The following is a 25,632-nucleotide window of genomic DNA, read 5'->3' on the forward strand; positions in this document are numbered from 1 at the left end:
AGCGGGAGTACAGGAATAGCCCGGCTGAATGTCCTGTGCCTCCTGTCAATGATAGCGTCAGTCATGACATGGTTCATTGGATATCTTATTGAACTGACAGGGAAACATCATTCATACCAGGCAAATACAATAAAGACTCGCAGGGTCCTTTCATTCCAGACATTAGCAAGAAACGTGCTGCGCCATGAATCCGATTTAATCACAGCAGCCAACATATTGAACGCCTTCAATATCTGGCAAAAAAACTACGACTCAGTGTCTCATTGGTGAGAAGAGTAATTTGTGGGGATCCCTCATCACGCAGGGGCTGGCGCTCGGTGGTATTGGCGCGGATATCGCCGTCGGCCATTGGGGAACCTTCAGCCTGTCAGGCAGCCAGAGTCAGGCCAACCATGCGCCGGTGACCAGCGGCGAATTCGATACCAATGGCAACAACGTTTTTGCGAATAATTCAACCCAGGGTATTCCCGATACCATGGGTCAGAACAGCACTCAGTCAGCGACCGGCAGCGATACCAAAGCAAAGAACGGCAATCAGTACACGGTCGGCTATTCCTACTACTCCACCCGTTTCAGCCTCTCGGCGCTGCGTTCGTCGCGCACGCCGGGTTATCAGGATTTAACCTCCTACACCAGCGACACCCGCCTCAGCCGTCAGGCCGATCAGGTGACTTTCAGTACGTCGCCGTTTGGGCAGTCGAACGGCACCGTCGGCATCGGCTATTACGATGTCGAAGCCTACGACCAGAGCCACACCCGGCTGGTGAATCTCTCCTACAGCCGCTCGTTGTGGGGCCAGAGCAGCATGTTTTTGTCACTGAATAAAACACTGAGCGAAAACGGCTACAGCGCACAGCTGCAATTTATCATTCCGCTGGACGGCGGCGTCAGCGTCAACGCTGGCGCACAGCGTAACAGCGCCGGTAGTTATCAGGAGCAGATTGGGGCCAGCAAAACCACGCCAACCGACGGCGGGCTGGGCTGGAATCTGGCCTATACCGGCGGCAGCGACCCGTATCAGCAGGCCGATGCCACCTGGAAATCGCGCTATAGCACGATTCAGGGCGGGATATACGGGCAGACCGGCGAGTACACCCACTGGGCCGATCTCAGCGGTTCGGTGGTGTTTATGGCCAATGATTTTTTCCTGTCGGACAAGATCAACGATGCTTTCATCGTGGTCGATACCGGCAACTACGCCGGGGTGCCCGTGATGTATGAAAACCAGAAGCTCGGCAAAACCGATAAGAACGGCCATCTGCTGATCTCAAACGTCAGCTCCTATTACCCGGCCAAAGTGGATATCGATACCCTGCCGCTGCCCGCCGACGTGGTAGCCAACCGGGTGTCCGACAATGTGTCAGTGCGCGAAGGCAGTGGCGTGGTGGTGGAGTTCCCGGTCAGAAAAGTGCTTTCCGCCAGCATCAAACTCCATGATACCCACGGCCAGCCGCTGAAACTCGGCACGCTGGTCACCGAACAGAACAGTCAGCAAACCACCGTGGTGGGCTACGACGGGCTGGTGTACTTCACCAATCTGCAACCACACAACCGGTTGAGTATCCGTCAGGAGGACAATTCGGTGTGCCGGATTGGTTTTGACCTGAATAACAATCATCACAGCATTGAGCAGGTAGGCCCGCTGGTTTGCCAGCCGAACGCGGCGTCAGGAGAGAGAAAATGAAACTGTTAAGAATGGCGTCACGCGGGCTGATGGCGGTGCTGCTGTTTTGGGCCGGATCACAGAGCGCTCAGGCAGCCTGTGCCAGTACCTCCGGGGCGGGAAGTTTTGGGTCGCCCACGTCGTTTACCGTCGCCAGTACCCCTCAACTGGTCACTGCCACCAGCGGTTTTACCTGTAGCGGAAGTCTGCTGGCGTTGGCGGCCACCAATACCATCACCGCGAAACTGGCCTCGACATCTAATGCCTCCGGCACCACGGCGCAGTTGTTTAATGCCACCAACAATCAATATCTGCCTTATATCATCTGCCAGGACAGCGCCTGCGCCACCCCGGTTAACGTCGGCGCCACCACCACCTGGAGCAGCACCTCGCTGCTTGGCCTGCTGGGGTTATTCAATGCCAGCGACGGCAGTATGCCGCTGTATCTGAAAACGGCGACCGGGGCCAACCTGAAGGCTGGGCTCTATACCGATAACATCACGCTTAACTGGACCTACCATATCTGTTTCGTCGGTGCGTTTGGGCTGTGCGTGTACACCGACGGAACGGCGACCACCGTGATTGCCGTCAGCCTGACGGTGACTAATTATTGTTATATCGATAACGCGCCGGATGTCAGCTTTGGCTCGGCAGCCTTCCCGAGCGGCTTTGCCTCTGTGACCTCAAACTCGCTGAGCGTGCGCTGCACTCTGGGTGCAACTTACGGCGTTAACCTGACCAGCAGTAACCCCAGCAGCGGGCAGTTCCGTCAGATGTCCGCCACCATGAACAGCGTGACCAGCTATTTGCAATATCAGATCTTTAAGGGAGATGCCTCGGTGTGGACAGCGACAACGGACACATCGATGACCGGTACCGGCGCGTCGCAATCGATTGGCTATACCGCCACGGTTAACGCCAGCCAGGCCAATCCGCCGGCCGGAAGCTACAGCGATACGGTACTGGTCACCGTGACGTATTAATCAGGAAGGAAACAGACCGGTGCGGCGCAGTCAGGGGAAAACGTCGCACCGGCAGAAATACAGCAGAGTGAATATTCGCTTAAATATTCAGACGATCAATAATTAATAATGGAACAATCAGAAAATCCTATATTAGACAGGCCTGATGAATATCGAATTCATGGAAAGAAACAGAGTATTAATATGATGAACACAATCAATCAGCAGTGAATGAAATCGAACATGTCATAAAAATGGCGTTGATGCGCAGGTAAGCGCATACGATCATAATTAGCAGAATAGAGCGTACCGCCAACCAGATTTAATGCGGAGCCTGCCGCATTGATCATCGCCATACCAAAATTGCCTCTCCTCATGGAATTAACCGCGTCGCGGGCAAAAAACATTGTTTCGACTAAAGAGGCCGTGGTTTCTGAACGCTGGCCCTGCTTTACCATTTGGATGTTATTCACAATGCTGTCAAATGATGCCTGACTTAATCCCAGGCGACCTTTTTGTAGAACATAATTAACGCAATAGACTGCTGGAATATACACCGAATTTTTATTGTCGTTTTGCAACGCAATTTTCCCTAACTCTACACGACGTTCTAAATCAACTCTTCCTATCTCTACGCGATGGTTTAAATACGGGTTGGGCATCGACTCATCCTCTGTCAGCTAACTAATGAATAATATTGAGCCAACGTAGATTAATCGGTCTGAACAAAAACCACCTTTTATATCGTTCTACTTTGTGATGCTGTTTATATTTTTATAAATGAGATCAGTTAAATATTTCCGTCATGAAATATTCACCGCAGAAAATGAAACCGGTGCGACACAATGCGCACCGGTGGACGCGCAGGTTACAGCGCTTTAAGGATCTTCATGGTGTCATCGACGTCAATTTCGTCTTCGGAGAAGATGAAGGTGGTGTTCTGGAAGGTGGTGACCGCCAGCTTTTTCAGCGTGCGCGTCTCCGCTTTCTTCTCTTCTTCTTCCTTCGGACGGATGCGGTTCATCAGCAGGCCCACCGACAGCACGGCGTTCTCTTTATTGACCTGAGATTCCGCAGGCACTTCCTCGCTGTATGCCAGGAAAGACTTGATGCTGGTGATTTTGATGCGCTCACCAGCAATGAAAATGTAGCGGCTCTCTGGTTCGACTTTTACTGCAAACGCCGACAGGCCTTTGTTGTTGGTGGTCGGCTCGAAAGTCACCACGGCATCTTTCTTGATAAGCTCAGGGTTGGCGACTTTAATCACGTGGAAATAACGGTTATCGCCGTTTTCATCTTTGATAAAACCGAAACCTTTATCTTCAAACCAGGTTGTGATTGTCCCGTTCATCGCTATTACCGCCTAATTAATCGTTCAACATGTCAATTTTTGCAGCGCGCAGTTTAATGCAGTTCGCGCCTAAAGTCGTGCGCTTTACCGCAGTTCAGGCCTGACTACCCGCCGTTCTAAAGGTGAGATTGAAGCGATATTGCCCCGTCAGCGGATGTTCGCCCGCTTTGAGCGGCAAAATCCCATGATATCGCAGGCGAGACGGGCCGCCCCACACCACGATGTCACCGTGGGTCAGCGCGACACGTTGGGTTTTATCACTACGCTCCATGCCGCCAAACTGAAATATCGCTGGCAGCCCAAGGGAAACCGAGACAATCGGCGCAGCGAAGTCATGCTCGTCTTTGTCCTGATGCAGCGACATTTTTGCTCCCGGCTGATACCGGTTGATGAGGCACGCGTCCGGCTGAAAATCAGGGAAACCGGCCTGATCGGCGGCGTCCACCGCCAGCGAGCGAAACAACGCAGGCATCGCGGGCCACGGCTGTTGATTCTCAGGCGAGGTGGCCTGATAGCGATAGCCCTGCCGGTCCGTTACCCAGCCGACATCGCCGCAGTTGGTCATGGCGACCGACATGGCATAGCCACCCGGCGTGGCGCGGTACTGAAACGGCACCAGACCGGCAATGCGGTTGATTTCAGCCAGCAGCGCGGTGTCGTCTTTTAGCGCCCCGCCACGCAGCACCACTGCGCCGGGGGCCAGCTCTTCGCGCCAGTGCGGATGAAAATCAGGGTGATCGAAAAGGTCTAAATTCATGTCCACCTCCTGAAGGTGTGATCCTTTAAGTATAACAGCTCAATTAAGGCTGGCAGGAGCATGATCGTTTCAGCTAAGGTTTGGTTAATACGTCCTATCTAAAATTAACGCATACCTTCTCAAGGAGGCACCATGAGCCGCGAAATCAACAAAGACACCCAACTGTGTATGTCACTGTCTGGGCGTCCGGGTAACTTCGGCACCCGTTTTCACAACTATCTGTATCAGGCACTGGATCTGAATTTCGTCTACAAAGCCTTTACCACCAAAGACATTGAAGCGGCCGTCAAAGGCGTGCGGGCGTTGGGTATTCGTGGCTGTGCGGTATCGATGCCATTCAAAGAAGCCTGCATTCCGTTCCTCGATGAACTCGACCCTTCCGCCACCGCCATCCAGTCGGTCAACACCATCGTGAACGACGACGGTGTGTTGCGCGCCTACAACACCGATTACATCGCCGTAGCCAACCTGCTGAACCAATATAAGGTCCCACGCGATGCGGTATTCGCCCTGCGCGGCAGCGGCGGTATGGGTAAAGCGGTGGTAGCGGCGATTCGTGATGCCGGTTTCAAGAAAGGTTATATCATTGCCCGTAACGAGCAAAATGGCCGCGCACTGGCGGCGGAATATGGCTATGAGTGGAAAAGTGAAATCGGTGATTTAGCCGTGGATATGCTGGTGAACGTTACCCCTATCGGCATGGCCGGCGGCCCGGAAGCCGATTCCCTGGCCTTCGAACCGACGGTGATTGATCGCGCCTCTGTCGTTTTTGACGTGGTCGCCCTGCCGGTTGAAACCCCGCTTATCCGCTACGGCCGCGAGCACAACAAACAAGTGATCACCGGTGCCGAAGTGGCAGCGATTCAGGCGGTTGAACAGTTCGTGTTGTATACGGGCCAGCGCCCTTCAGATGAACTGATTGAGAAAGCAGCCGCGCACGCACGCGGTTGATGAGAAGCGTGACACCCATAAAAACGGCCCGGATTTTCATCACGGGCCGTTTTTATTGAATTTCGATAAAGAAATACTCTTATTGTGTCGAGGTGCCGGTCTGCTCCGCCCCCACCAACCCGACTTTCAGATAACCGGCTCGGCGCAGGGTATCCATCACACTCATCAGCGTTTCATAATCGACTGACTTGTCCGCCTGGAAGAAAATAGTGCTCTGCTTGTTGCCCTGCGTGCGCTGATCAAGCTGCGCGGTGAGGTTATCGCGGTTTACAACGCTGTCGCCCAGATAAAGCTGTTTGTCGGCTTTCACCGTCAAAAACACCGGTTTTTCCGGTCGCGGCTGCGGTTTGGCGGTCGAGGCGGGTAAATCTACCCGCACATCAACGGTCGCCAGTGGCGCGGCCACCATGAAGATGATCAGCAGCACCAACATCACGTCGATAAAAGGCGTGACGTTGATGTCATGCATTTCACCGCTTTCGTCGAGATCGTCGTTGAAACGTATGGCCATGGTTTATTACCCTACGCGCAGCTGGCGGTCTGCCTGCGGACGCGGCGTTTCGCCTGCGCTGGCAGCTAAGTCCAGATCGCGGCCCTGCAACAGTAAAATCTGTGCGGCCACATCACCCACCTGGTGGCGGTAAGAGGCGATGGTACGGGCGAAGATATTGTAAATGACGACTGCCGGGATGGCGGCCACCAGGCCCACTGCGGTTGCCAGCAGCGCTTCAGCGATACCCGGCGCGACGACAGCTAAGTTAGTGGTTTGCGTCTGAGCAATACCGATGAAGCTGTTCATGATGCCCCAGACGGTCCCGAACAGACCGACGAACGGGGAGATCGCACCGATGGTAGCGAGAATACCGTTACCGCGGCCCATATGGCGTCCGGCGGCACTGACGCGGCGTTCCAAACGGAAGCCGGTACGATCCTTGATGCCACCGTTATCGGTAGATCCGGCGGACAGCTCGAGTTCATTTTGTGCATCGCGCAGCATCTGGCTGCTGATGCTGTTGACGTCAAAGCTTTCAGCCTGCTCGGCGGCTTCGTCCAGCGTGCGCACGGTTTCCAGCGCGGCGAACTCACGGCGCAGGCGACGTTTTCCCCCCCACACTTCAGCACCTTTACTGAACAGCAAAGTCCAGGTGACAACAGAAGCCAGCAACAGGCCAATCATCACGGTTTTCACCACCACGTCAGCGTGATGGTACATCCCGAGAACAGAGAGATCTTTAGGGATCACCGGCAACGCTGCCGTCTCTTCAACCGGGGCAGCATTGGCGCTGACCGGCGTGATGGCCGCTGGGGTTTCGTTGGGGCTGGATACCGGTTGGGCGGTTTGCGTTACAGCATCAGCTGCCGGTGAGGAAGGGGCTGCGTAGGCGTTACCGACGAGACCTGCCACCAAAACTAATGGCATCATCAATGACGCCATCTTTTTCATCTTATTGCGAGCCGTTTTCACGCGTCGCCTCCGCCTGAATCAATACATTGGATGTGTAAATAGCGCCAAATCATATCAAACAAAAAGCTCGAATTGATAGTGGTTCTCATTATTATTTACATTATCCCGTCTGCGCGACGCCCTGTCATTGACCCGCAACAAGCTTTTTCGGGTTTATCCTCAAATGCGTTCAACCGCACACACATCACATTTTTAGAAAAAAATCATACGCCAGCCAACCCACTGCTACGTTATTTTGGAATTAAAACATCGTTTTAAATATTAAGTAATATCATTTCATAACTGTTATCAGTTTGTGATAACGCTCAAATAACCAGCAAGCCTGATCGGGTATGTTGCTGGGGTGGGCAAAGACCGGACACCGGCAGCCTTCTTACATGTCATTCATTTCCCGTGTTTTATTTTCCTTACTGACTGAATACCCTGGAGACAAACCGATGAAAATGCAGCAAGCACTTTTCAGCCTTTGCCTGAGTTCCGCGACCCTTCTCTTCAGCTACAGCCTGCTGGCGCAAACGATCAAAGCCGCCGATGTTCACCCGCAGGGTTACCCCAACGTGGTGGCTGTGCAGCACATGGGTGAAAAACTGAAACAGCAAACCGACGGCAGGCTGGAGATAAAAACCTTCCCCGGCGGCGTGCTGGGTGATGAAAAACAGGAAATCGAGCAGGCTCAGCTCGGAGCGCTGGACATTATCCGTGTGTCCATGACGCCGGTGGCGTCGATTCTGCCGGAGATCAACGTCTTCACCCTGCCCTACGTCTTTCGTGATGAAGACCATATGCATAAGGTACTCGACGGCAGTATCGGCAAAGAGATCGGCGATAAGATCACTAATGACCCGAAATCCCGTCTGGTGTTTCTCGGCTGGATGGATGGTGGTACACGCAACCTGATCACCAAACAACCGGTGGTCAAACCTGACGACTTGCAAGGGATGAAAATCCGCGTGCAGGGCAGCCCGATCGCGCTGGCGACACTCAAAGCCATGGGAGCCAACCCGGTGGCGATGGGGGTCAGTGAAGTGTTCAGCGGGATGCAAACCGGGGTCATCGACGGCACGGAAAACAATCCGCCGACCTTCGTCGCCCACAACTATCTGCCGGTGGTGAAAAACTACACCTACAGCCGTCACTTCATCATTCCCGAACTGTTCCTCTATTCAAAAGTGAAGTGGGACAAGCTGTCGAAAGACGATCAGCAACGGATGCTGAAATTGGCGAAAGAAGCGCAGGACGAGCAGCGCGAACTGTGGAAAACCTATAACGATAAATCGCTCGCCACCATGAAAGCGGGCGGCGTGAAATTTTATGAGATTGACCGCGAGGTCTATTTCAAAGCCACCCAGCCAGTGCGCGATGAATTCGGTAAAGGTCACGAGGACCTGATGCAACAAATTGCCGACGTTCAATAACCTGATGTGAGGCAGCCTGCAACGCTACCTCACGTTTCACGCACTTTCGGGGGTTTCATGCTGAATGGTTACCAACGTTTGATGGACATGCTGTACCTCTTCGCCATGTGGCTGGCGGGGATCGCCCTGCTGCTGATGGTGGCCGTGATCCCGGTTGGGATCTTCGCCCGCTACATCATGAACAGCGCCCTCTCCTGGCCGGAACCGGTCGCCATCTTGTGCATGGTGACCTTTACTTTTACCGGTGCTGCCGTGGCCTATCGCGCCGGTTCGCACATCATCGTGGCGATGGTCACCGATCGCCTGCCACCGCTGCTGAAAAAAATCTCCGCATTGCTTTCTGACCTGATGATGCTGGCCATCAGCCTGTTTATCTTCTGGTACAGCCTGATACTGTGCCGCGAACTGTGGCAGCAGCCGGTAGCGGAGTTTCCGCTGCTGACCGCCGGGCAGACTTATCTGCCGCTGCCGCTGGGCTCGGCGCTAACCGTGCTGTTTATCCTTGAGCAAATTCTTGCCGGCCCGCAGGCCCACCGCCCGGTGGTCCAGCTGGGTAATTCAGACGCCTGACGGCCCCTTTATGGAGCATAAGTGATGGATGCCTTAATTTTACTGTTAACGCTGGGAGTGATGCTTGCTATCGGCGTGCCGGTGGCGTACGCCGTTGGCCTGAGCGCCGTGGCCGGCGCCTTGTGGATCGATCTGCCGCTGGAAGCGCTGATGATCCAACTGACCAACGGCGTGAACAAATTTTCACTGCTGGCTATTCCGTTCTTTATTCTGGCCGGAGCCATCATGGCCGAAGGGGGGATCGCCCGGCGATTGGTGAGTTTTGCCTATATCTTTGTTGGCTTTATTCGCGGTGGCCTGTCGCTGGTGAACATCGTGGCCTCAACGTTTTTTGGCGCGATCTCCGGCTCGTCAGTGGCGGATACTGCGTCAATCGGTTCAGTGATGATCCCGGAGATGGAGAAGAAAGGTTACCCGCGTGATTTCGCGGCAGCGGTGACGGCCAGCGGCTCGGTGCAGGCTATTCTGACCCCACCCAGCCACAACTCAGTGATCTACTCGCTGGCGACCGGCGGTACGGTGTCTATTGCGGCGCTGTTCATCGCCGGGATCCTGCCAGGCCTGCTGCTCAGCCTGACCTTAATGGTGATGTGCGTGGTGTTCGCTCATCAACGCGGCTATCCGAAGGGCGAACGTGTGCCCTTCAAACAAGCGCTGAAAATCTTCGTCGATACCCTGTGGGGGCTGATGACGGTGGTGATCATCATGGGTGGCATTCTCAGCGGCATCTTCACCGCCACCGAATCCGCCGCTATCGCCTGCCTGTGGTCATTCTTCGTCACCATGTTTATCTACCGGGACTATAAATGGTCGGAGCTGCCTAAATTGATGTACCGCACGGTGAAAACCGTCAGCATCGTGATGATCCTGATCGGCTTCGCAGCCAGCTTTGGCGCGGTAATGACCTACATGCAGTTGCCGATGCGCATCACCGAGTTCTTCACTTCGATCTCCGACAACAAGTACGTGATCCTGATGTTGATCAACATCATGCTGCTGCTGATCGGCACGCTGATGGACATGGCGCCGATCATTTTGATCCTCACCCCGGTACTGCTGCCAGTGACCCTTTCCCTCGGTATTGATCCGGTGCATTTCGGCATGATCATGCTGGTCAACCTGGGCATTGGGCTGATCACCCCACCCGTCGGTTCGGTGCTGTTTGTCGCCAGCGCGGTCAGTAAACAGAGCATTGAAAAAGTGGTGAAAGCCATGCTGCCGTTCTATTGCGTGCTGTTCGCAGTGCTAATGCTGGTGACCTATATTCCGGCGATTTCACTCACTCTGCCCAAACTGTTCGGCGTCTATACCGGATAAATGCCTGAAATTTTCTCATCCAGGTAGCAAAACCTGCCCCGCCCCGAACCATCATGTTAAGTTAAAGAAAAGCCCGTGCCGAAAGGCGCGGGTGCACATTCATTAACGGGGTGAAACGGGCACGATGTCTGCAAAAAAAAATCTTTCTGCAAAAAATATAGAAACCACATTGGTCAGCGCCGGACGTGATAAAAAATTCACCCTCGGTTCGGTGAATGCCGTGATTCAACGTGCGTCTTCACTGGTGTTCAACACCGTCGCGGAGAAAAAACACGCCACCCAAAACCGCGCCAATGGCGAGCTGTTTTATGGCCGTCGCGGCACACTGACCCATTTCTCTTTTCAGGAGGCGATGGTTGAGCTGGAAGGTGGCGCGGGTTGCGCCCTTTACCCATGCGGCGCAGCAGCGGTCAGTAATGCTATTTTGTCGTTTGTCTCCTGCGGTGACCACATTCTGGTGGCGGGTTCAGCCTATGAGCCCACGCAGGATTTCGCCGAAAAAGTGCTGCGCAAACTCGGCGTCAACACCACCTATTTCCCGGCGTCCATTGGCGAAAATCTCGGTTCACTGATGCAGCCCAACACCAAAGTGGTGTTTCTTGAAGCGCCGGGTTCCATCACCATGGAGATGCCGGACATTCCGGCGATGGTACGCGCAGTGCGGGCGGTTTCGCCTGACGTGGTTATCATGATCGACAACACCTGGGCGGCGGGCATTTTGTTTAAAGCGCTGGAGTTTGACATCGATATTTCGATTCAGGCGGGAACCAAGTACATCATCGGCCACTCCGACGCGATGATCGGTACCGCCGTCAGCAACGCACGTTGCTGGGAGCAACTGCGCGAACACTCTTATTTGATGGGCCAGATGGTGGATGCCGACACCGCGTACGTCGCCAGCCGTGGTTTGCGCACGCTGGGCATCCGCCTGCGTCAGCATGAAGAGAGCAGCATCCGCGTTGCGCAGTGGCTGGAAACGCGCCCGGAAGTGGCGGTGGTTAATCACCCGGCGTTACCTGGCAGTAAAGGCCATGCCTTCTGGAAGCGTGATTTTACCGGCAGTTGCGGCCTCTTCTCCTTCGTGCTGAAGCAGCGTCTGACCTCCGCGCAGATGGCAGATTATCTCGACCACTTCGAACATTTCAGCATGGCGTATTCGTGGGGCGGGTTTGAGTCGCTGGTGCTGGCAAACCAACCGGAAGAGATTCAGGCGATCCGCCCGGCAGAAACCGTCGACTTTAGCGGCACACTGGTGCGGTTACATATCGGGCTGGAACATTGCGAGGATCTGATCGCCGATCTTGAATTGGCGTTCGGCAGAATCACTGCGAAGCCGTAATGATTGCGACGTACTGCGCAGTTTTGCGCAGTACGTGTCGATATTTCGTCAGAACAGTGCAAATAATCCGTCAGAATAAAATATAGCCTCGTCGCATAGACGATGAGGTACTTATAACAAAACTGAATACTTCTGCCCTGGTTCACCGGGCCCAGATCATCCCTCAACGTAAGGATCTGGGTTACAATGAGCAAGCGACAGTTTTTCACAGCACCCTGACAGGACAGTTTATGGCAGTTCTTACCGATATTCTTCATGCACTTTGGCAGCATGACTTCAGCGTCCTCGCCGACCCTAAAGTTCTTTGGGTGGTGTATGCCGTGTTGTTTATCACCTTGTTCCTCGAAAACGGTCTGCTTCCCGCGTCTTTCCTGCCGGGCGACAGCCTGCTGTTACTCACCGGCGCATTGATTGCCAAAGGGGTGATGAGTTTTATCCCGACGCTGATCATTCTGGTGATCGCCGCCAGCCTCGGCTGCTGGCTGAGCTACATTCAGGGCCGCTGGTTAGGCCATACCAAGTTGGTGAAAGGCTGGCTGTTACAGCTTCCGGCGCACTACCATCAGCGCGCCCATCAGATGTTTATTCAGCACGGTTTAATGGCGCTGCTGGTTGGCCGTTTTCTGGCCTTTGTGCGTACGTTGCTGCCGACCATGGCCGGTATTTCAGGGCTGAGTAATGCCCGCTTCCAGCTGTTTAACTGGCTGAGCGCCCTGTTGTGGGTCAGCGTAGTGATTTCATTGGGCTTCGCCCTCAGCCATATTCCGATCGTCAAACGCCATGAAGATCAGGTGATGGCCGGGCTGATGATCCTGCCGGTATTCCTGCTCGTGATGGGGCTGGCAGGCACGCTGCTGGTGGTCTGGAAGAAACGGAAATGCCGTTCCACAGCCTGCGCCAGTAAAATAAAAATCAAACCCGCTGAATAGCGGGTTTTTTGTATCTATTACCTGATTAACGTATCCGCCAGCGTCAGTGAGTGGCCCTCACGTGCCCGCGCCATCTCATCACTTGGCGTCACACCGAAGTAGCGCTTGAATTCACGGCTGAACTGCGACGCACTCTCATAGCCTACCCGCAATGCCGCTGAACTGGCTTTCAGCCCGTCGTACATCATCATGCGCGCTTTATGCAACCGGTAAGTTTTCAGGTATTGCAGCGGCGAAGTGCTGGTGACCGCTTTGAAATTATGATGAAACGCCGAAACACTCATGTTCACTTCGCTGGCCAGCAATTCCACGCTGAGATTGTCAGCGTACTGGCTTTCGATGCGGCGCAGCGCTTTGGCGATCTGGCTAAAGTGGGTGTGGCGGTTGACCAGCGCCTGCAACGCGCCGCCGTTGTCGCTGGTAAGCACCAGAAACAGGATCTCACGGATGATCTGCGGCCCGAGCACCTTAGCACGCAACGGTTTTTCCATGACGTCGAGCAAACGCTCCGCGGCGCACAGGATGTCTTCGTCCAGCACGCCCGAACTGATGCCGGAGGACTGATCTTTTTGCCCGGCAAACCCCGCCTCTTCCATGTCCAGCAGCAGATCCTGCAACATCACAGTGTTGATGCTGATCTGGATCCCAGCCAGCGGCTGTTCGGCGCTGGCGAAGGTTTCGCACTCAAACGGCAGCGGCACGGTAAGCATCAGATAGTTTTTCGGGTCATAGGAGAATGAGCGCTTACCCAGATAGCCGATTTTGCTGCCCTGAAACAGGATCACCAGGCCAGGGTTATAAAGCACTGGCGTACGTGGATGGTGGCGCGTGGTGTACATCAATGACACCTGCGGCACGATGGATTGGCTGAGTAATTTATCCCCACTCAACCGCGCAACCTGCGCCGCCAGGTTGACGCAAAGCCCCTCGACACTTTCCATCTTGCACTTCCTCTCATATCAATGATTCAGCATTAATTCTGTCATAAAACCGCCACTTCCTACAGTGCCAAGCAGAAACAGGCAAATTTTAGGCAGGAATGAGCATCATTGCTGCTTAAGAATATTGTTAGGGTGGTAATCATTGTCGAGCGTAGCATAAATCAGCATAAATGCTGTTAGCTGCTAGGCTTGAGGAAGCACGTGAGGTTTTGCGAAACCTTCATCCGATTACATCTGATTAAAATCACCGGTTAAACAGGAGAGACTCATGGCAACGCAACCCATCATCAAGCTTCACGATGGCAACAAGATGCCTCAGTTAGGACTCGGCGTATGGAAGGCCAGCAACGAAGAGGCCAGCAATGCCGTTACCACGGCAATCGATACCGGTTACCGTCACATCGATACCGCCGCCATTTATGAAAATGAGGAAGGCGTAGGCGAAGCACTGAGCACCATCAGTGTTCCACGTGAAGAGTTGTTTATCACCACTAAATTGTGGAATGACGATCAGTTGCATGCGCAGGACGCGCTGGAAACCAGCCTGAAGAAACTACGCCTCGACTATGTTGATCTTTACCTGATCCACTGGCCGAAAGCCGATCAGGGCAATTTTGTAGCCGCCTGGAAGCAACTGCAGAAACTGAAAGAGCAAGGTCTGGCGAAAAGCGTCGGCGTGTGTAATTTCCATATTCCGCATCTGCAAAAACTTAAAGATGAAACCGGAATTTTCCCGGTGGTGAATCAGATTGAGCTGCACCCGCTACTGCAACAGCGTCAGCTGCATGCCTGGAACGCCACACATAACATTGCTACCGAAGCCTGGAGCCCGCTGGCACAGGGCGGCGATGGCGTCTTCGACCAGCCGCTGATCCAAAAGCTGGCGCAGAAGTATGGCAAAACCCCGGCGCAGGTGGTGATCCGCTGGCATCTGGACAGCGGCCTGATCGTTATTCCTAAATCCGTGACGCCAAAACGCATCCGCGAAAACTTCGAGGTGTTTGATTTCAAACTGGAGAAGGAAGAGCTGGCAGAAGTGGCTAAACTGGATGCCGGTAAGCGCTTAGGACCGGATCCTGATACGTTTTGATGCCGTCAGTAAATGCAAAAACCCGCCTTGGCGGGTTTTTTTATGCCGATCGAGGGCTAACCGACGTTACATCGACGGCGTGATGATCATCTGGCCGGTGGTGCCACGGTCGGCCATCTCCAGTGCACCGCTGTAGTAGAGGAACGGGAAATGCTCGTACGAGGGCTGGTTGAAATAGACCAGCAGTTCGACATCGCCATCGACCCACACCGTGTCTTTGAACCCGGCATCTTCCACCAGCGGTGCAGCACCGTTGACGCTTTTCACCAGGAAGGAGACGCCCTGCACATGGAACGGCTGCGGCATGTCAGCATGCACATTCCAGCGCTCCCACGTGCCTTGCTGAGCGGTAACGTCAATACGATTAATGTCCCACAGAGCACCATTAATGCCCGGCTGGCTGTCGCCCAGACGGAATTCCCGGGTACGGCCCACGCTGCCGCTGAGGATTTGGTCGGCCAGCAGACGCATCGGCAGATTGTCGGTCACCAGCGGCAACAGGCCGGTTGGTTTTAGCGTCAGCACCAGGGTAGAAACCAGAATGCTGGACGGTTCGAACAGGCCACGGATGCGGTCCATCACGCTCGCGGCTTCACCGGCGGTGATCGACACTTCGTCGCCCTGCGACATGTCAATCAGCACTTCGCGACGCTCGCCGGGCGCCAGTGATAACCGCTGAACGCTGACCGGCGCAGGTAAGAAACCCAGATCAGAGCCCACCACGTGGAAAGCACGGTTGTCAGTGAGGCTCAGTTGATAACGGCGGGCGTTGGAAGCATTGAGCAGACGCAGGCGCACCCAGCCACGTGACACCTCCACAAACGGCCCCTGTACGCCGTTGACCAACATAGTGTCACCAAAAAAACCGCCGGACGCCGGCGTGTCGTACTGTGGCACGCCGAAGTTGTCGAGGCGCTTATCCTGAATGATCACCGGGAAGTCATCCACACCGTAGTGGTTGGGTAGCGGTAAGTTTTTGCTGATTTCATCTTCGACCAGCCACATGCCTGCCAGCCCATTATAGACATGAGGTCCCATGCGGTTTGGGGTGTTGGCGTGGTACCAGCAGGTCGCGGCAGGCTGACGAATAGGCAGCACTGGCGACCAGTCAACACCGGGAGAAATCATGCGAGCACCGCCACCGGCGAGCGTACCCGGTACCTGCAGGCCGCTGACGGTCATCGAGACCGGTTCAGACAAGCGGTTACTGTAAATCAGTTTGACGTCATCGCCGTTGTAAACCCGAACCGTTGGGCCGAGATACATGCCGTTGAACCCCCATACCGGGGCCTTGTTACCGCCCAAAAACGCCCAGTGAGCAGACTGCATCGTCAGAAATAGCGGCTGACCACGGCGGGATTCAATCAGGGGTGGAACAGGTAATGCCGGTTGCGATCCGCTCGCTTGTGCCCTCAGTGGCAATGCACCCGCGACCAAAGCCAGGCCGGATGCTTGCAGAAACGAGCGACGACTGAGTGACATATTTTCTCCATGAAAACAAAATCAAAGCTGTGTTAATTGCCCATGGCCATCATTGGCGGCAGGCGGAAATAAGGATTATTTTTTGCCTTTCGCTGCGGCTTCGCGCTCAGCAACTTCGGCGTCCAGCTCGGCAATCTTGTCGGCCATAATCTGATGGCAATGATTAGACAGTTCACGCAGCCGCTCTTTGCCGTACTGCGCAGTATCAATCGGCGGCAGCATCTCAATGATCACCAGCCCGTTGGACCAGCGGTTGAGTTTGATTTTGTCATTGGTATTGGACACGCAGATCGGCACGATAGGCACGCCTGCGGAAATCGCCGCATGGAATGCGCCGGTTTTAAACGGCATCAGACCACGGCCACGGCTGCGCGTACCTTCCGGGAACATCCAGATGGAGATATTTCTCTTATTGATGTGATTGACCACCTGAGAGATGGTGCCGTGCGCTTTAGTGCGGTTATCACGGTCAATCAGCAGGTTGCCGGTCAGCCAGTAGAGCTGGCCAAAGAACGGGATCCACGCCAGGCTTTTTTTGCCGACGGTCACCGTTCTTGGCTGAACCATTGAGGACACGGTCACCATGTCATAATTGTTCTGATGGTTGGCAATGTAGATACAGTTGCCGTAGTGCGCCGCTTCAGGCGGAATACGCTTTTCCACGGTAATACCCAGAACCGGTGCCAGACGTCCGAACATATGGCCGAAAGTCGCCACGTGTTTGGGATTTCGCGGACTAAACAGGCAATACACACAGCCCAGAATGGACAGCAGAATTGAATAAATAACGACGATGATCAGACGCAAAATAAATAACATAACATCCTCTTAAGCATACCGCCGGAGCCAGCAGGAAACCTCGCAGCCACCTTCCCTCCGCGCTGGGCTATTCTCAGGCCTCAGCCAGCGCTATACAACGGTTTTGTTTATACATTTGTAAAATTTTTGCGCTCTGTTACAACGTCGAAACAGCCTCGCGTTAACAAAGCATTCAGGGCACAAATGTGCCCTGAATCATCCGGCCAGGCCGGTTACCTGATGGCGTTACTCTTCGCTGTCGCCCCCAGACTTACGCAACGGCGAGTCAACTTCAACACGATCGATACGTTGCAGGCCACGTGGCAACAGCGTTCCTTTGCGGCCACGTTCAGCGCGGAATTTCTGTAGCTCTTCCGGTCGCAGCGTCAGCTTACGTTTGCCGACGTACAAGGTCAGTGACGTCTGTGGTGCCAGCACCAGCAGCCAGACCAGTTTGTCTTCACCGGATGCCGCCTGCGCCGAAGGAATGGAAACAATTTTGTTGCCCTTTCCTTTTGACAGTTGTGGCAAATCGGCGACGGGGAACAGCAACATGCGGCCTGCAGCAGTGATTGACAGCAACATGTCATCGTCACCGTGCAGTTCGATTGGCGGCAGCACTTTAGCGTTATCCGGCAAGGTGATCATCGCTTTACCGGCACGGTTACGCGCCACTAAATCGTTGAAGGTACAGACGAAACCGTAACCGGCATCCGATGCCATCAACAGTTTTTGATCGTCCGCTGCCATCAGCACCTGTTCAATTGTCGCGCCCGGCGGTGGCGTCAGTTTACCCGTCAGTGGCTCGCCCTGCCCGCGCGCTGAAGGCAGCGTCATCGGGTCCAGCGCGTAACTGCGCCCGGTGGAGTCAATAAAGACCACCGGCTGATTGCTCTTGCCTTTGGCAGCAGCGCGGAAGCTGTCACCGGCTTTATAGCTCAGGCCCGTGGCATCAATGTCGTGGCCTTTGGCACTGCGCACCCAGCCCATTTCAGACAGCACAATGGTCACCGGCTCAGACGGCACAAAGTCGTGCTCGCTCATGGCTTTGGCTTCTTCGCGCTCGGTGATGGGTGAACGGCGATCGTCGCCATAGGCTTCAACGTCGGCCTGAATTTCTTTGCGGATCAAGGTACTGAGTTTGCGTTCAGACCCCAGCAGTGCCTGAAGCTGATCACGCTCTTTGGCCAATTCAGCCTGCTCGCCGCGGATTTTGACCTCTTCGAGTTTGGCCAAATGGCGCAATTTCAACTCGAGGATGGCTTCGGCCTGCGTTTCACTCAGTGCAAAGCGCGCCATCAAAACCGGTTTCGGTTCATCTTCAGTACGAATGATATGAATGACTTCGTCAATACTCAGGAAGGCAATCAGTAAACCTTCGAGGATATGCAGTCGTTTCATTACCTTATCGAGACGGAAGTTAAGGCGGCGGCGCACGGTATCGCGACGGTAGGCCAGCCATTCAGTCAGGATTTCCACCAGCCCTTTCACCGACGGGCGGTTATCCAGGCCGATCATGTTCATGTTGATGCGATAACTGCGTTCCAGATCGGTGGTCACAAACAGGTGGTTCATTACCTGATCGAGATCGACACGATTGGAGCGCGGCACCACCACCAGACGGGTAGGATTTTCGTGATCGGATTCATCACGCAAGTCTTCCACCATCGGCAGCTTTTTATTGCGCATCTGGCTGGCGATTTGCTCCAGCACTTTGGCGCCGGACACCTGATGCGGCAAGGCGGTGATCACCGCGCTGCCGTCTTCTTTGTGCCACACGGCGCGCATACGCACCGAGCCTTTACCAGACTCGTAAATTTTACGGATTTCGTTACGTGGGGTAATGATTTCGGCTTCGGTCGGGAAGTCAGGTCCCTGCACGAATTCCAGTAAATCTTCCAGCGTACTGCCCGGTTTTTCCAGCAAGGCAATGGCGGCGTTGGCCACTTCGCGGATGTTGTGCGGCGGAATGTCCGTCGCCATCCCCACGGCAATCCCGGTGGTGCCGTTCAGCAAAATATTGGGCAGGCGCGCAGGCAGGGTTTTGGGCTCCTGCATGGTGCCGTCAAAGTTAGGCACATAGTTAACCGTGCCCTGGCCCAGTTCGCGCAGCAACACGTCAGCGTATTTCGACAGACGCGATTCGGTATAGCGCATAGCGGCGAAGGATTTCGGGTCATCCGGCGCCCCCCAGTTTCCCTGACCGTCCACCAGCGGGTAACGGTAAGAGAACGGTTGCGCCATCAGCACCATGGCTTCATAACAGGCGCTGTCACCGTGCGGATGGTATTTACCCAGCACATCACCGACGGTACGGGCAGATTTTTTGAATTTGGCGTTGTTACTCAGGCCCAGCTCGGACATCGCATAAATAATGCGGCGTTGCACCGGTTTAAGGCCGTCACCGATAAACGGCAGCGCGCGGTCCATGATCACATACATGGAATAGTTGAGATAGGCGTTCTCAGTAAACGTGTGCAGCGCTAAACGCTCTGTACCGTCATGAGTTATTTCGCTCATTGGTTAATCCTCAGACCCGTGGCGTTATCGTTTTTGGAAAATCAGGAACTTCACACTCGCAGGGGTAGCGAGGCTATGATGCCCGCGATAGTACATCATCTGCCTTATTCCTGTCACAGTTGCTGTGCACCTGCCCGCTCCCGCCGTCATGAACTGTTAAAAAATGGCTCAAAAATGTTCCTGCTGCGTCATTGAACGGCGCTTTATTGCATCTGAGTCAATAGTCTTGTGCGCAATATCACATTTTTCCGCAAAGCGGTTTTGAGTAAACTGTTAGACAACAGTTTATCAACGAGGCCCTTCAGCATGAGCAATATCCTGATTATTAACGCCGGTAAAACCTTCGCCCACTCAAAAGGCGCACTGAACAACAGTCTGACTGAGGTCGGCTCAAGCTTCCTGCGCGACGCCGGTCACGACGTGCGTGTGACAGTGCTTGAAGAGGGTTATGACATTCAGACCGAAATCGAAAGTTATCTCTGGGCAGACGCCATTATTTATCAGCAACCAGGCTGGTGGATGGGGATGCCGTGGACACTGAAAAAATATATCGACGAAGTCTTCACCGAAGGTCACGGCAAGCTGTATGCCAGTGATGGCCGTACCCGTGCTGACGCTGCACATAAATATGGTTCAGGCGGCCTGTTGCAGGGCAAGAGCTATATGCTGTCCGTCACCTGGAATGCCCCGCTGGAAGCTTTTGAAGATAAGGAGCAATTCTTCCACGGCGTTGGCGTTGACGGCGTATACCTGCCGCAACACAAAGCCAACCAGTTTATTGGCCTGGATACCCTGCCTACTTTCATGTGTAACGACGTGATGAAGCAGCCAGATATCGAAGGTGATTTTGCCCGTTACCGCGCGCACCTTGAATATGTATTTGGTCAGGCTTAAGTTTACTCTTCGCATCAACATTTTCTGACAGGCACCAAGAGGATTTTATGATCACTGTTATTGCCGAAATCAAAGTAAAACCGGGCCGCCGCGACGCGGTACTGGAGAAAATCATCGCGCTGTTGCCAAGCGTTCTCGCAGAGAAAGGCTGTCACCGCTATGAGCCCTACGTTGATTTCAACGGTCAGATCCCATGGCGCAAAACCGTGCCAGACTCCATCTTCATGCTGGAAGATTGGGAAAGCCTGGCGCACCTTGAAGCGCATCAGCAGGCCGCGCATATGGACAAGCACCGCGAAAACATCAAAGCCGACGTGCTCGATGTGGTGATTCATATTATTGAGAAAGCATGATTTTTGGGATGTGAGACTGAGATACACGGGGCGACCGTCGCGTGAAGCCTCCCTCCGGGAGCTTCTTCGCAACGTTTCCCCTAAAATCTGACATTTTATAAAACAGAAACAAAAACGCCGGAGCGGTAAAGCGTCCGGCGTTTTTTATGGCAGAAACCAACCGGTTTACACGTCCAGTTCGGCGGTATCGCCTTTTTCCTGTAACCAGTTACGGCGGTCTTCAGAACGTTTCTTCGCCAGCAGCATGTCCATCATGCGCAGGGTCTGATCGATGTTCTCTTCATCGATGGTCAACTGCACCAGACGACGGGTATTCGGATCCAGCGTCGTTTCGCGCAGCTGTAATGGGTTCATCTCACCCAGACCTTTGAAGCGCTGGACGTTAGGTTTGCCCTTCTTGCGTTTCAGTTGATCCAGCACGCCCTCTTTTTCCTGCTCATCCAGGGCATAAAATACTTCTTTGCCCAGATCGATACGGTATAACGGCGGCATGGCGACATAAACGTGTCCACCGCGCACCAAGGATCGGAAGTGACGGACAAACAGCGCGCACAGCAGCGTGGCGATGTGTAAGCCGTCAGAGTCCGCATCCGCAAGGATACAAACCTTACCGTAACGCAGCTGGGTCAAATCTTCGCTGTCAGGATCGATACCGATCGCCACAGAAATGTCGTGCACTTCCTGCGAGGCCAACACTTCATCCGAAGAGACTTCCCAGGTATTGAGGATCTTACCCTTGAGCGGCATGATCGCCTGATATTCACGATCGCGCGCCTGTTTGGCGGATCCGCCTGCCGAGTCCCCTTCCACCAGGAAGAGTTCGGTCATGTTCAGATCTTGCGAGGTGCAGTCGGCCAATTTACCCGGCAGCGCAGGGCCGCTGGTCAGCTTTTTACGCACCACTTTCTTCGCGGCGCGCAGACGACGCTGCGCGCTGGAAATGCACAGTTCGGCCAGCTGTTCCGCAGCCTGCACGTTCTGATTCAGCCACAGGCTGAAAGCATCTTTCACCACGCCGGACACAAAGGCCGCGCACTGGCGTGAAGAGAGACGCTCTTTGGTCTGACCGGCGAATTGCGGATCCTGCATTTTCACCGACAGCACATAGGCACAACGTTCCCAGATATCTTCCGCCGAGAGCTTCACACCGCGCGGTAAAATATTGCGGAATTCACAGAACTCACGCATGGCATCGAGCAGCCCCTGACGCAGGCCGTTGACGTGCGTACCGCCCTGCATGGTCGGGATCAGGTTGACGTAGCTTTCGGTCAGCAATTCACCGCCTTCTGGCAGCCACAGTAAAGCCCAGTCTACCGCTTCGGTATCACTGGCGAATGTGCCGACAAAGGCCTTTTCCGGCAAGGTGATCAGACCGTTGACCGCTTCCATCAGGTAGTCAGTCAGGCCATCTTCATAGCACCAACGCTGCTCGGTGTTGTTTACCTTGTCTTTGAAAACGATTTCAACGCCGGGGCACAATACCGCTTTGGCTTTCAGCAAATGGCTGAGGCGGCTGACCGAGAAACGCGGGCTGTCAAAGAAGCTGACGTCTGGCCAGAAGTGAACACTGGTACCGGTATTGCGTTTACCGCAGGTGCCGGTAACGTGCAAATCCTCAACCTTGTCACCGTTCTCAAACGCCATTTCATACACTTCGCCACCGCGTTTCACCGCCACTTCAACCCGGGTTGACAGGGCGTTGACCACGGAAATCCCCACGCCGTGCAGGCCGCCGGAGAACTGGTAACTTTTGTTGGAGAATTTACCGCCCGCATGCAGGCGACAAAAAATCAGTTCTATTGCCGGGACACCCTCTTCCAGGTGAATATCCACCGGCATACCGCGACCGTCATCGGTGACTTCCAGTGACTGGTCGGCGTGCAGGATCACTTCAATACGTTTCGCGTGACCGGCTAAGGCCTCATCGACGCTGTTATCAATGACTTCCTGACCAAGGTGGTTTGGTCGTGTGGTGTCGGTGTACATACCGGGGCGACGACGCACCGGCTCAAGACCGCTAAGGACCTCTATGGAATCCGCGTTATAAGTTGATTGGCTCATCGTTGAATATTCGTGGCTCATAGGTTGGGAAACATTCGTTGGGCGGGCGCTGCGGGGTCTGCGGGTCGGAAAGTCCTCCGGGAGAAACTCACCCTGACGATTCAGTCCGATGCCAGACCCAGGAAATCAATAATCGGCGAAAAATAGCGTTCGAAGCCGACAAAAGTATGATTTCCCTCAGGTTCAATCGTCTGTCGGCAAGTGGTGTAATACGCCACGGCCTGACGGTAATCGAGGATTTCATCGCCCGTTTGCTGAAGTAACCACAGTAAATCCGGTGACTCCAGCGGTTCGACCTGCATCACTTTCAGATCGTAAACGTGGCGTGACTCTAACACATATTGCTGCCCGGTGTAGGGGTTCTCGTTCTGCCCGAGGTAGTCGATCAGCAGCTCAAAAGGCCGCACGGCAGGGTTGACCACTACCGCTGGCACCATAAAGCACTGAGACAACCAGGTGGCGTAATAACCGCCCAGCGAGGAGCCGACAATGCCCAGTTTCTGCCCGGATTTTTGCATCACCAGCGATTCGAGCTGCTCCGCCGCATCGGACGGAAAAGGCGGCAATTGCGGCACCACCATGTCAATGTGCGGATGCTTTTCCGCCAGCCACTGTTTCAGCAGCGTGGCCTTGGCCGACTGTGGCGAACTATTGAAACCGTGAAGATAGAGTAAGGAGCTCATTCGTAACCGTCCGCATCCGTGTCCGGGCTGAACTCATCCGTGTCCAGACGGAATACCTGCGTTTCTACCCGCCCATCAGGACAGAGGTCAAGATAGCGCCAGCCGGGGGCGGCCGTATCGATGGTGAAATTGGTGCAGTGCGGTTTGAACTGTACACAGGTCGATGGCGTGGCATACAGACGCTTGCCGTACCAGTCGAGATCCAGCTCCTGATGAATATGGCCGCAGAGCAAGGTGTTGACCTTCGGATAGCGCGCCAGCACGTTGGCCAGCATGTGCGCATTACGCAAACTGTGCTGATCCAGCCAGGTACAACCTGAAGGCAATGGATGGTGATGTAACATAATCAGGGTGTAACGGTCAGGGTAAGCATCCAGACAGCGTTCCATCCATTCGAGCTGATATTCACTGACATGACCATGCGGTACGCCGAACACCTGCGTATCGAGCAGCAGCACCTGCCAGAGATCGCCGAGCAGCACTTGCTTGGACGGATGAATACCGGCGGCTTGCAGCGCATCGACCATGGCGGGCTGGAAATCATGATTACCAGGCAGCCAGACACAAGGCGCAGGCAGTTCATTAATGCCATGGGCAAAGTGATGATAGGCCTCCAGGGATTGATCCTGAGCCAAATCGCCAGTCGCTGCGATGATATCGACCTCGCGGTTCTGTGCTTTTATAGCGTCCAGCACAGCGCGATAGCTGCGGAAGGTGTTCACCCCCAACAACGTTTCGTTCTCACCGGCAAAGAGATGAGTATCTGTAATTTGCAGAATTCTGACTTTGGCGCCATTCACCAAAGGCAGTTTAAACAGGCTTTCCAAGTAGTGTCCTTTGTTATGAAGTCTGTCTAACAAACCGGAACGGCCATCGCTCCATGCGCAAGGCAATAACGCAACCAGTCCGCAAGGAACTGGTTGATTTGATGCTTTTCATCACGCTGATGCAACTTTTTATTAGGATAATCATAGCGTGCTTTGAAGCGAAAGATCTGCTGACTTGCACACACTTCGGCAACCATCGCATCGTGATAAAGACGCACGGTCAATGAAGGCAGGCTCCAGTAGCTGACCGCCGGAGCGGTCTGTTTTATCTCAACCAGGGTGGTATAACGCGTAGACTCAATCACGGTCAGACGGTAGGTTGCGCTACTCACCTGATAAGTTGCCATTTCGCCGACTTCATCATTACGCGGCATTAAACGGCGCAGTTGTGCGAAATTGGTTTCGCACAGTCTCATCATTTCAGGGAAATCAGGGGTATAGCGCTTAATCATCAGTGGGACCACTCTTTTCTCAGGGATTCATGGTGCAGAGCCAGCCACTGCAAAGCAATCACTGACGCTGCATTATCAATTACGCCGTCCTCCACCCAGCGGTAAGCCTGTTCACGGCTCACCACATGCACGCGGATGTCCTCATTTTCAGCCGCCAGGCCGTGAATTCCCTGTGCCGTTGTTGCGTCGACTTCACCTACCATAATTGACAGGCGCTCACTGGTGCCGCCAGGGCTGGCAAGATAGCTCAGCGCGGGTTTACAGCGCCCAACAACGATATTAGCTTCTTCCAGTGCTTCGCGCCGGGCAACGTCTTCTACCGTTTCGCCCTCTTCAATAATACCGGCGACCATTTCCAGAAGCCATGGGGTATCACTGGAATCAATAGATGGAATGCGAATTTGTTCGATCAGCACCACTTCATCGCGCTGTGGGTCATACGGCAATAACACCGCGGCGTGCCCGCGTTCAAAAACTTCCCGCAACACTTCTCCGCTCATTTCGCCGCTGAACAAGCGATGACGAAAACGATAGGCGATAATTGAAAAAAAACCTTTATATCGCGTCTCACGTGCAATAATTTCTACATCATTCTGGCCGAAAGTAACCGGTGAACCTTTTAATGAACTCATCTCGCTTCTCCCTTATTTCCTCACACCGACAGATTATCGTCATTTGAGGTCAATTTGATGAAAATGCGCTAATAATAATCAAGCACGTTTGTGGTAGATTGAAACTAATTTGGGCGGTAAGGCACGTAAAGCCACTCAGTCCTTCCGCCAGTCTCTGATAGAATCCGCGTCTATTGGTAT

At 54.1% G+C, this 25,632-nt stretch carries 25 protein-coding genes and 1 pseudogene; 12 read left to right on the plus strand and 14 right to left on the minus strand.

Annotation, left to right across the window (positions count from 1 at the left end):
• The 3 genes and pseudogenes from EAH77_RS25380 to EAH77_RS12360 form a co-directional block, all read left to right on the plus strand.
• A pseudogene (locus tag EAH77_RS25380) lies at positions 1-270 on the plus strand (IS4 family transposase); the annotation flags it as partial.
• Positions 271-280: 10 nt separating this feature from the next.
• Positions 281-1,684: a fimbria/pilus outer membrane usher protein gene (locus tag EAH77_RS12355; RefSeq protein WP_241673453.1), complete on the plus strand. Its 1,404-nt coding sequence runs from the start codon at positions 281-283 to the stop codon at positions 1,682-1,684.
• Complete coding sequence (locus EAH77_RS12360; protein ID WP_140473096.1) at positions 1,681-2,646, plus strand: Csu type fimbrial protein; 966 nt, start codon at positions 1,681-1,683, stop codon at positions 2,644-2,646. The genes EAH77_RS12355 and EAH77_RS12360 overlap by 4 nt, the downstream gene beginning before the upstream one ends.
• Positions 2,647-2,846: 200 nt before the next feature.
• Here the strand turns inward: EAH77_RS12360 and EAH77_RS12365 are convergent, their stop codons facing one another.
• From EAH77_RS12365 to alkB, 3 genes are all read right to left on the minus strand, one after another.
• The gene (locus EAH77_RS12365; protein WP_140473098.1) at positions 2,847-3,287 is read right to left on the minus strand and encodes a hypothetical protein; all 441 of its coding nucleotides are present in this window, start codon (positions 3,285-3,287) and stop codon (positions 2,847-2,849) included.
• A 206-nt stretch (positions 3,288-3,493) separates the two neighbouring features.
• A complete protein-coding gene (locus EAH77_RS12370) occupies positions 3,494-3,982 on the minus strand; it encodes a cold-shock protein (protein WP_140473100.1) in 489 nt (162 codons plus the stop codon).
• Between the two features lie 88 nt (positions 3,983-4,070).
• Positions 4,071-4,733: a DNA oxidative demethylase AlkB gene (alkB, locus tag EAH77_RS12375; RefSeq protein WP_140473102.1), complete on the minus strand. Its 663-nt coding sequence runs from the start codon at positions 4,731-4,733 to the stop codon at positions 4,071-4,073.
• 132 nt (positions 4,734-4,865) lie between these two features.
• Between alkB and EAH77_RS12380 the strand changes: the two genes are divergently transcribed.
• Positions 4,866-5,684, plus strand: coding sequence for a shikimate 5-dehydrogenase (locus EAH77_RS12380; protein WP_140473104.1), 819 nt, complete (start codon positions 4,866-4,868; stop codon positions 5,682-5,684).
• A gap of 79 nt (positions 5,685-5,763) precedes the next feature.
• Here EAH77_RS12380 and exbD read toward each other — a convergent pair whose 3' ends face one another.
• Complete coding sequence (gene exbD, locus EAH77_RS12385) at positions 5,764-6,195, minus strand: TonB system transport protein ExbD (RefSeq protein WP_140473105.1); 432 nt, start codon at positions 6,193-6,195, stop codon at positions 5,764-5,766.
• Between the two features lie 6 nt (positions 6,196-6,201).
• Positions 6,202-7,128, minus strand: a complete 927-nt coding sequence (exbB, locus tag EAH77_RS12390; protein ID WP_140473355.1) for a tol-pal system-associated acyl-CoA thioesterase — start codon at positions 7,126-7,128, stop codon at positions 6,202-6,204.
• A 458-nt stretch (positions 7,129-7,586) separates the two neighbouring features.
• On the opposite strand from exbB, the gene EAH77_RS12395 reads away from it, so the two are divergent.
• From EAH77_RS12395 to EAH77_RS12415, 5 genes are all read left to right on the plus strand, one after another.
• Positions 7,587-8,564: a TRAP transporter substrate-binding protein gene (locus tag EAH77_RS12395; RefSeq protein WP_140473107.1), complete on the plus strand. Its 978-nt coding sequence runs from the start codon at positions 7,587-7,589 to the stop codon at positions 8,562-8,564.
• 57 nt (positions 8,565-8,621) lie between these two features.
• Positions 8,622-9,134: a TRAP transporter small permease gene (locus tag EAH77_RS12400; RefSeq protein WP_140473109.1), complete on the plus strand. Its 513-nt coding sequence runs from the start codon at positions 8,622-8,624 to the stop codon at positions 9,132-9,134.
• 24 nt (positions 9,135-9,158) lie between these two features.
• Complete coding sequence (locus EAH77_RS12405) at positions 9,159-10,451, plus strand: TRAP transporter large permease (RefSeq protein WP_140473111.1); 1,293 nt, start codon at positions 9,159-9,161, stop codon at positions 10,449-10,451.
• A gap of 124 nt (positions 10,452-10,575) precedes the next feature.
• Entirely contained in the window at positions 10,576-11,790 is a 1,215-nt protein-coding gene (metC, locus tag EAH77_RS12410; protein WP_140473113.1) for a cystathionine beta-lyase, read from the plus strand.
• A 230-nt stretch (positions 11,791-12,020) separates the two neighbouring features.
• On the plus strand, positions 12,021-12,719 hold the full coding sequence (locus EAH77_RS12415) for a DedA family protein (protein WP_140473115.1): 699 nt from the start codon (positions 12,021-12,023) through the stop codon (positions 12,717-12,719).
• A gap of 17 nt (positions 12,720-12,736) precedes the next feature.
• Here EAH77_RS12415 and EAH77_RS12420 read toward each other — a convergent pair whose 3' ends face one another.
• Positions 12,737-13,660, minus strand: a complete 924-nt coding sequence (locus EAH77_RS12420) for an AraC family transcriptional regulator (RefSeq protein WP_140473117.1) — start codon at positions 13,658-13,660, stop codon at positions 12,737-12,739.
• A 268-nt stretch (positions 13,661-13,928) separates the two neighbouring features.
• On the opposite strand from EAH77_RS12420, the gene dkgA reads away from it, so the two are divergent.
• Complete coding sequence (gene dkgA, locus EAH77_RS12425; protein ID WP_140473119.1) at positions 13,929-14,750, plus strand: 2,5-didehydrogluconate reductase DkgA; 822 nt, start codon at positions 13,929-13,931, stop codon at positions 14,748-14,750.
• A 66-nt stretch (positions 14,751-14,816) separates the two neighbouring features.
• On the opposite strand, the gene ftsP is transcribed toward dkgA, so the two are convergent.
• The 3 genes from ftsP to parC all read right to left on the minus strand — a co-directional run bounded on the left by ftsP (position 14,817) and on the right by parC (position 19,550).
• The gene (gene ftsP, locus EAH77_RS12430) at positions 14,817-16,232 is read right to left on the minus strand and encodes a cell division protein FtsP (RefSeq protein WP_140473121.1); all 1,416 of its coding nucleotides are present in this window, start codon (positions 16,230-16,232) and stop codon (positions 14,817-14,819) included.
• A gap of 75 nt (positions 16,233-16,307) precedes the next feature.
• The gene (locus EAH77_RS12435) at positions 16,308-17,051 is read right to left on the minus strand and encodes a 1-acylglycerol-3-phosphate O-acyltransferase (protein WP_140473123.1); all 744 of its coding nucleotides are present in this window, start codon (positions 17,049-17,051) and stop codon (positions 16,308-16,310) included.
• Between the two features lie 225 nt (positions 17,052-17,276).
• The gene (gene parC / locus EAH77_RS12440) at positions 17,277-19,550 is read right to left on the minus strand and encodes a DNA topoisomerase IV subunit A (protein ID WP_140473125.1); all 2,274 of its coding nucleotides are present in this window, start codon (positions 19,548-19,550) and stop codon (positions 17,277-17,279) included.
• Between the two features lie 306 nt (positions 19,551-19,856).
• Here parC and EAH77_RS12445 point away from each other — a divergent pair, with 306 nt between their 5' ends.
• Together EAH77_RS12445 and EAH77_RS12450 are read left to right on the plus strand one after the other, a co-directional pair.
• Positions 19,857-20,444: an NAD(P)H-dependent oxidoreductase gene (locus EAH77_RS12445; protein WP_140473127.1), complete on the plus strand. Its 588-nt coding sequence runs from the start codon at positions 19,857-19,859 to the stop codon at positions 20,442-20,444.
• A gap of 47 nt (positions 20,445-20,491) precedes the next feature.
• Entirely contained in the window at positions 20,492-20,797 is a 306-nt protein-coding gene (locus tag EAH77_RS12450; RefSeq protein ID WP_140473128.1) for a putative quinol monooxygenase, read from the plus strand.
• Positions 20,798-20,962: 165 nt separating this feature from the next.
• On the opposite strand, the gene parE is transcribed toward EAH77_RS12450, so the two are convergent.
• The 5 genes from parE to nudF form a co-directional block, all read right to left on the minus strand.
• Positions 20,963-22,858, minus strand: coding sequence for a DNA topoisomerase IV subunit B (gene parE, locus EAH77_RS12455; RefSeq protein ID WP_140473130.1), 1,896 nt, complete (start codon positions 22,856-22,858; stop codon positions 20,963-20,965).
• A gap of 101 nt (positions 22,859-22,959) precedes the next feature.
• Positions 22,960-23,541 carry an esterase YqiA gene (gene yqiA, locus EAH77_RS12460; protein WP_140473132.1) on the minus strand — a complete coding sequence of 194 codons (582 nt, stop codon included), beginning with the start codon at positions 23,539-23,541 and terminating at the stop codon, positions 22,960-22,962.
• Positions 23,538-24,368 (minus strand): 3',5'-cyclic-AMP phosphodiesterase, encoded by an 831-nt coding sequence (gene cpdA / locus EAH77_RS12465; RefSeq protein ID WP_140473134.1) that lies wholly within the window; start codon positions 24,366-24,368, stop codon positions 23,538-23,540. The genes yqiA and cpdA overlap by 4 nt, the downstream gene beginning before the upstream one ends.
• A gap of 26 nt (positions 24,369-24,394) precedes the next feature.
• Entirely contained in the window at positions 24,395-24,817 is a 423-nt protein-coding gene (locus tag EAH77_RS12470) for a DUF1249 family protein (protein WP_161985800.1), read from the minus strand.
• A gap of 2 nt (positions 24,818-24,819) precedes the next feature.
• Positions 24,820-25,452 carry an ADP-ribose diphosphatase gene (nudF, locus tag EAH77_RS12475; protein WP_140473138.1) on the minus strand — a complete coding sequence of 211 codons (633 nt, stop codon included), beginning with the start codon at positions 25,450-25,452 and terminating at the stop codon, positions 24,820-24,822.
• Between the last annotated feature and the right edge of the window lie 180 nt (positions 25,453-25,632).

The sequence above is a fragment of the Ewingella americana genome, assembly GCF_006438725.1.
GTDB classification, from domain to species: Bacteria; Pseudomonadota; Gammaproteobacteria; order Enterobacterales; family Enterobacteriaceae; genus Ewingella; species Ewingella americana_A.

Coding starts and splice junctions, on each gene's coding strand:
- EAH77_RS12405 (WP_140473111.1), top strand. CDS start 9,159: ATGGATGCCTTAATTTTACTGTTAACGCTGGGAGTGATGCTTGCTATC.
- metC (WP_140473113.1), top strand. CDS start 10,576: ATGTCTGCAAAAAAAAATCTTTCTGCAAAAAATATAGAAACCACATTG.
- EAH77_RS12445 (WP_140473127.1), top strand. CDS start 19,857: ATGAGCAATATCCTGATTATTAACGCCGGTAAAACCTTCGCCCACTCA.
- yqiA (WP_140473132.1), bottom strand. CDS start 23,541: ATGAGCTCCTTACTCTATCTTCACGGTTTCAATAGTTCGCCACAGTCG.
- EAH77_RS12450 (WP_140473128.1), top strand. CDS start 20,492: ATGATCACTGTTATTGCCGAAATCAAAGTAAAACCGGGCCGCCGCGAC.
- EAH77_RS12360 (WP_140473096.1), top strand. CDS start 1,681: ATGAAACTGTTAAGAATGGCGTCACGCGGGCTGATGGCGGTGCTGCTG.
- EAH77_RS12415 (WP_140473115.1), top strand. CDS start 12,021: ATGGCAGTTCTTACCGATATTCTTCATGCACTTTGGCAGCATGACTTC.
- alkB (WP_140473102.1), bottom strand. CDS start 4,733: ATGAATTTAGACCTTTTCGATCACCCTGATTTTCATCCGCACTGGCGC.
- parE (WP_140473130.1), bottom strand. CDS start 22,858: ATGAGCCAATCAACTTATAACGCGGATTCCATAGAGGTCCTTAGCGGT.
- ftsP (WP_140473121.1), bottom strand. CDS start 16,232: ATGTCACTCAGTCGTCGCTCGTTTCTGCAAGCATCCGGCCTGGCTTTG.
- EAH77_RS12365 (WP_140473098.1), bottom strand. CDS start 3,287: ATGCCCAACCCGTATTTAAACCATCGCGTAGAGATAGGAAGAGTTGAT.
- exbB (WP_140473355.1), bottom strand. CDS start 7,128: ATGAAAAAGATGGCGTCATTGATGATGCCATTAGTTTTGGTGGCAGGT.
- EAH77_RS12400 (WP_140473109.1), top strand. CDS start 8,622: ATGCTGAATGGTTACCAACGTTTGATGGACATGCTGTACCTCTTCGCC.
- parC (WP_140473125.1), bottom strand. CDS start 19,550: ATGAGCGAAATAACTCATGACGGTACAGAGCGTTTAGCGCTGCACACG.
- exbD (WP_140473105.1), bottom strand. CDS start 6,195: ATGGCCATACGTTTCAACGACGATCTCGACGAAAGCGGTGAAATGCAT.
- nudF (WP_140473138.1), bottom strand. CDS start 25,452: ATGAGTTCATTAAAAGGTTCACCGGTTACTTTCGGCCAGAATGATGTA.
- EAH77_RS12420 (WP_140473117.1), bottom strand. CDS start 13,660: ATGGAAAGTGTCGAGGGGCTTTGCGTCAACCTGGCGGCGCAGGTTGCG.
- EAH77_RS12435 (WP_140473123.1), bottom strand. CDS start 17,051: ATGTTATTTATTTTGCGTCTGATCATCGTCGTTATTTATTCAATTCTG.
- EAH77_RS12395 (WP_140473107.1), top strand. CDS start 7,587: ATGAAAATGCAGCAAGCACTTTTCAGCCTTTGCCTGAGTTCCGCGACC.
- EAH77_RS12380 (WP_140473104.1), top strand. CDS start 4,866: ATGAGCCGCGAAATCAACAAAGACACCCAACTGTGTATGTCACTGTCT.
- dkgA (WP_140473119.1), top strand. CDS start 13,929: ATGGCAACGCAACCCATCATCAAGCTTCACGATGGCAACAAGATGCCT.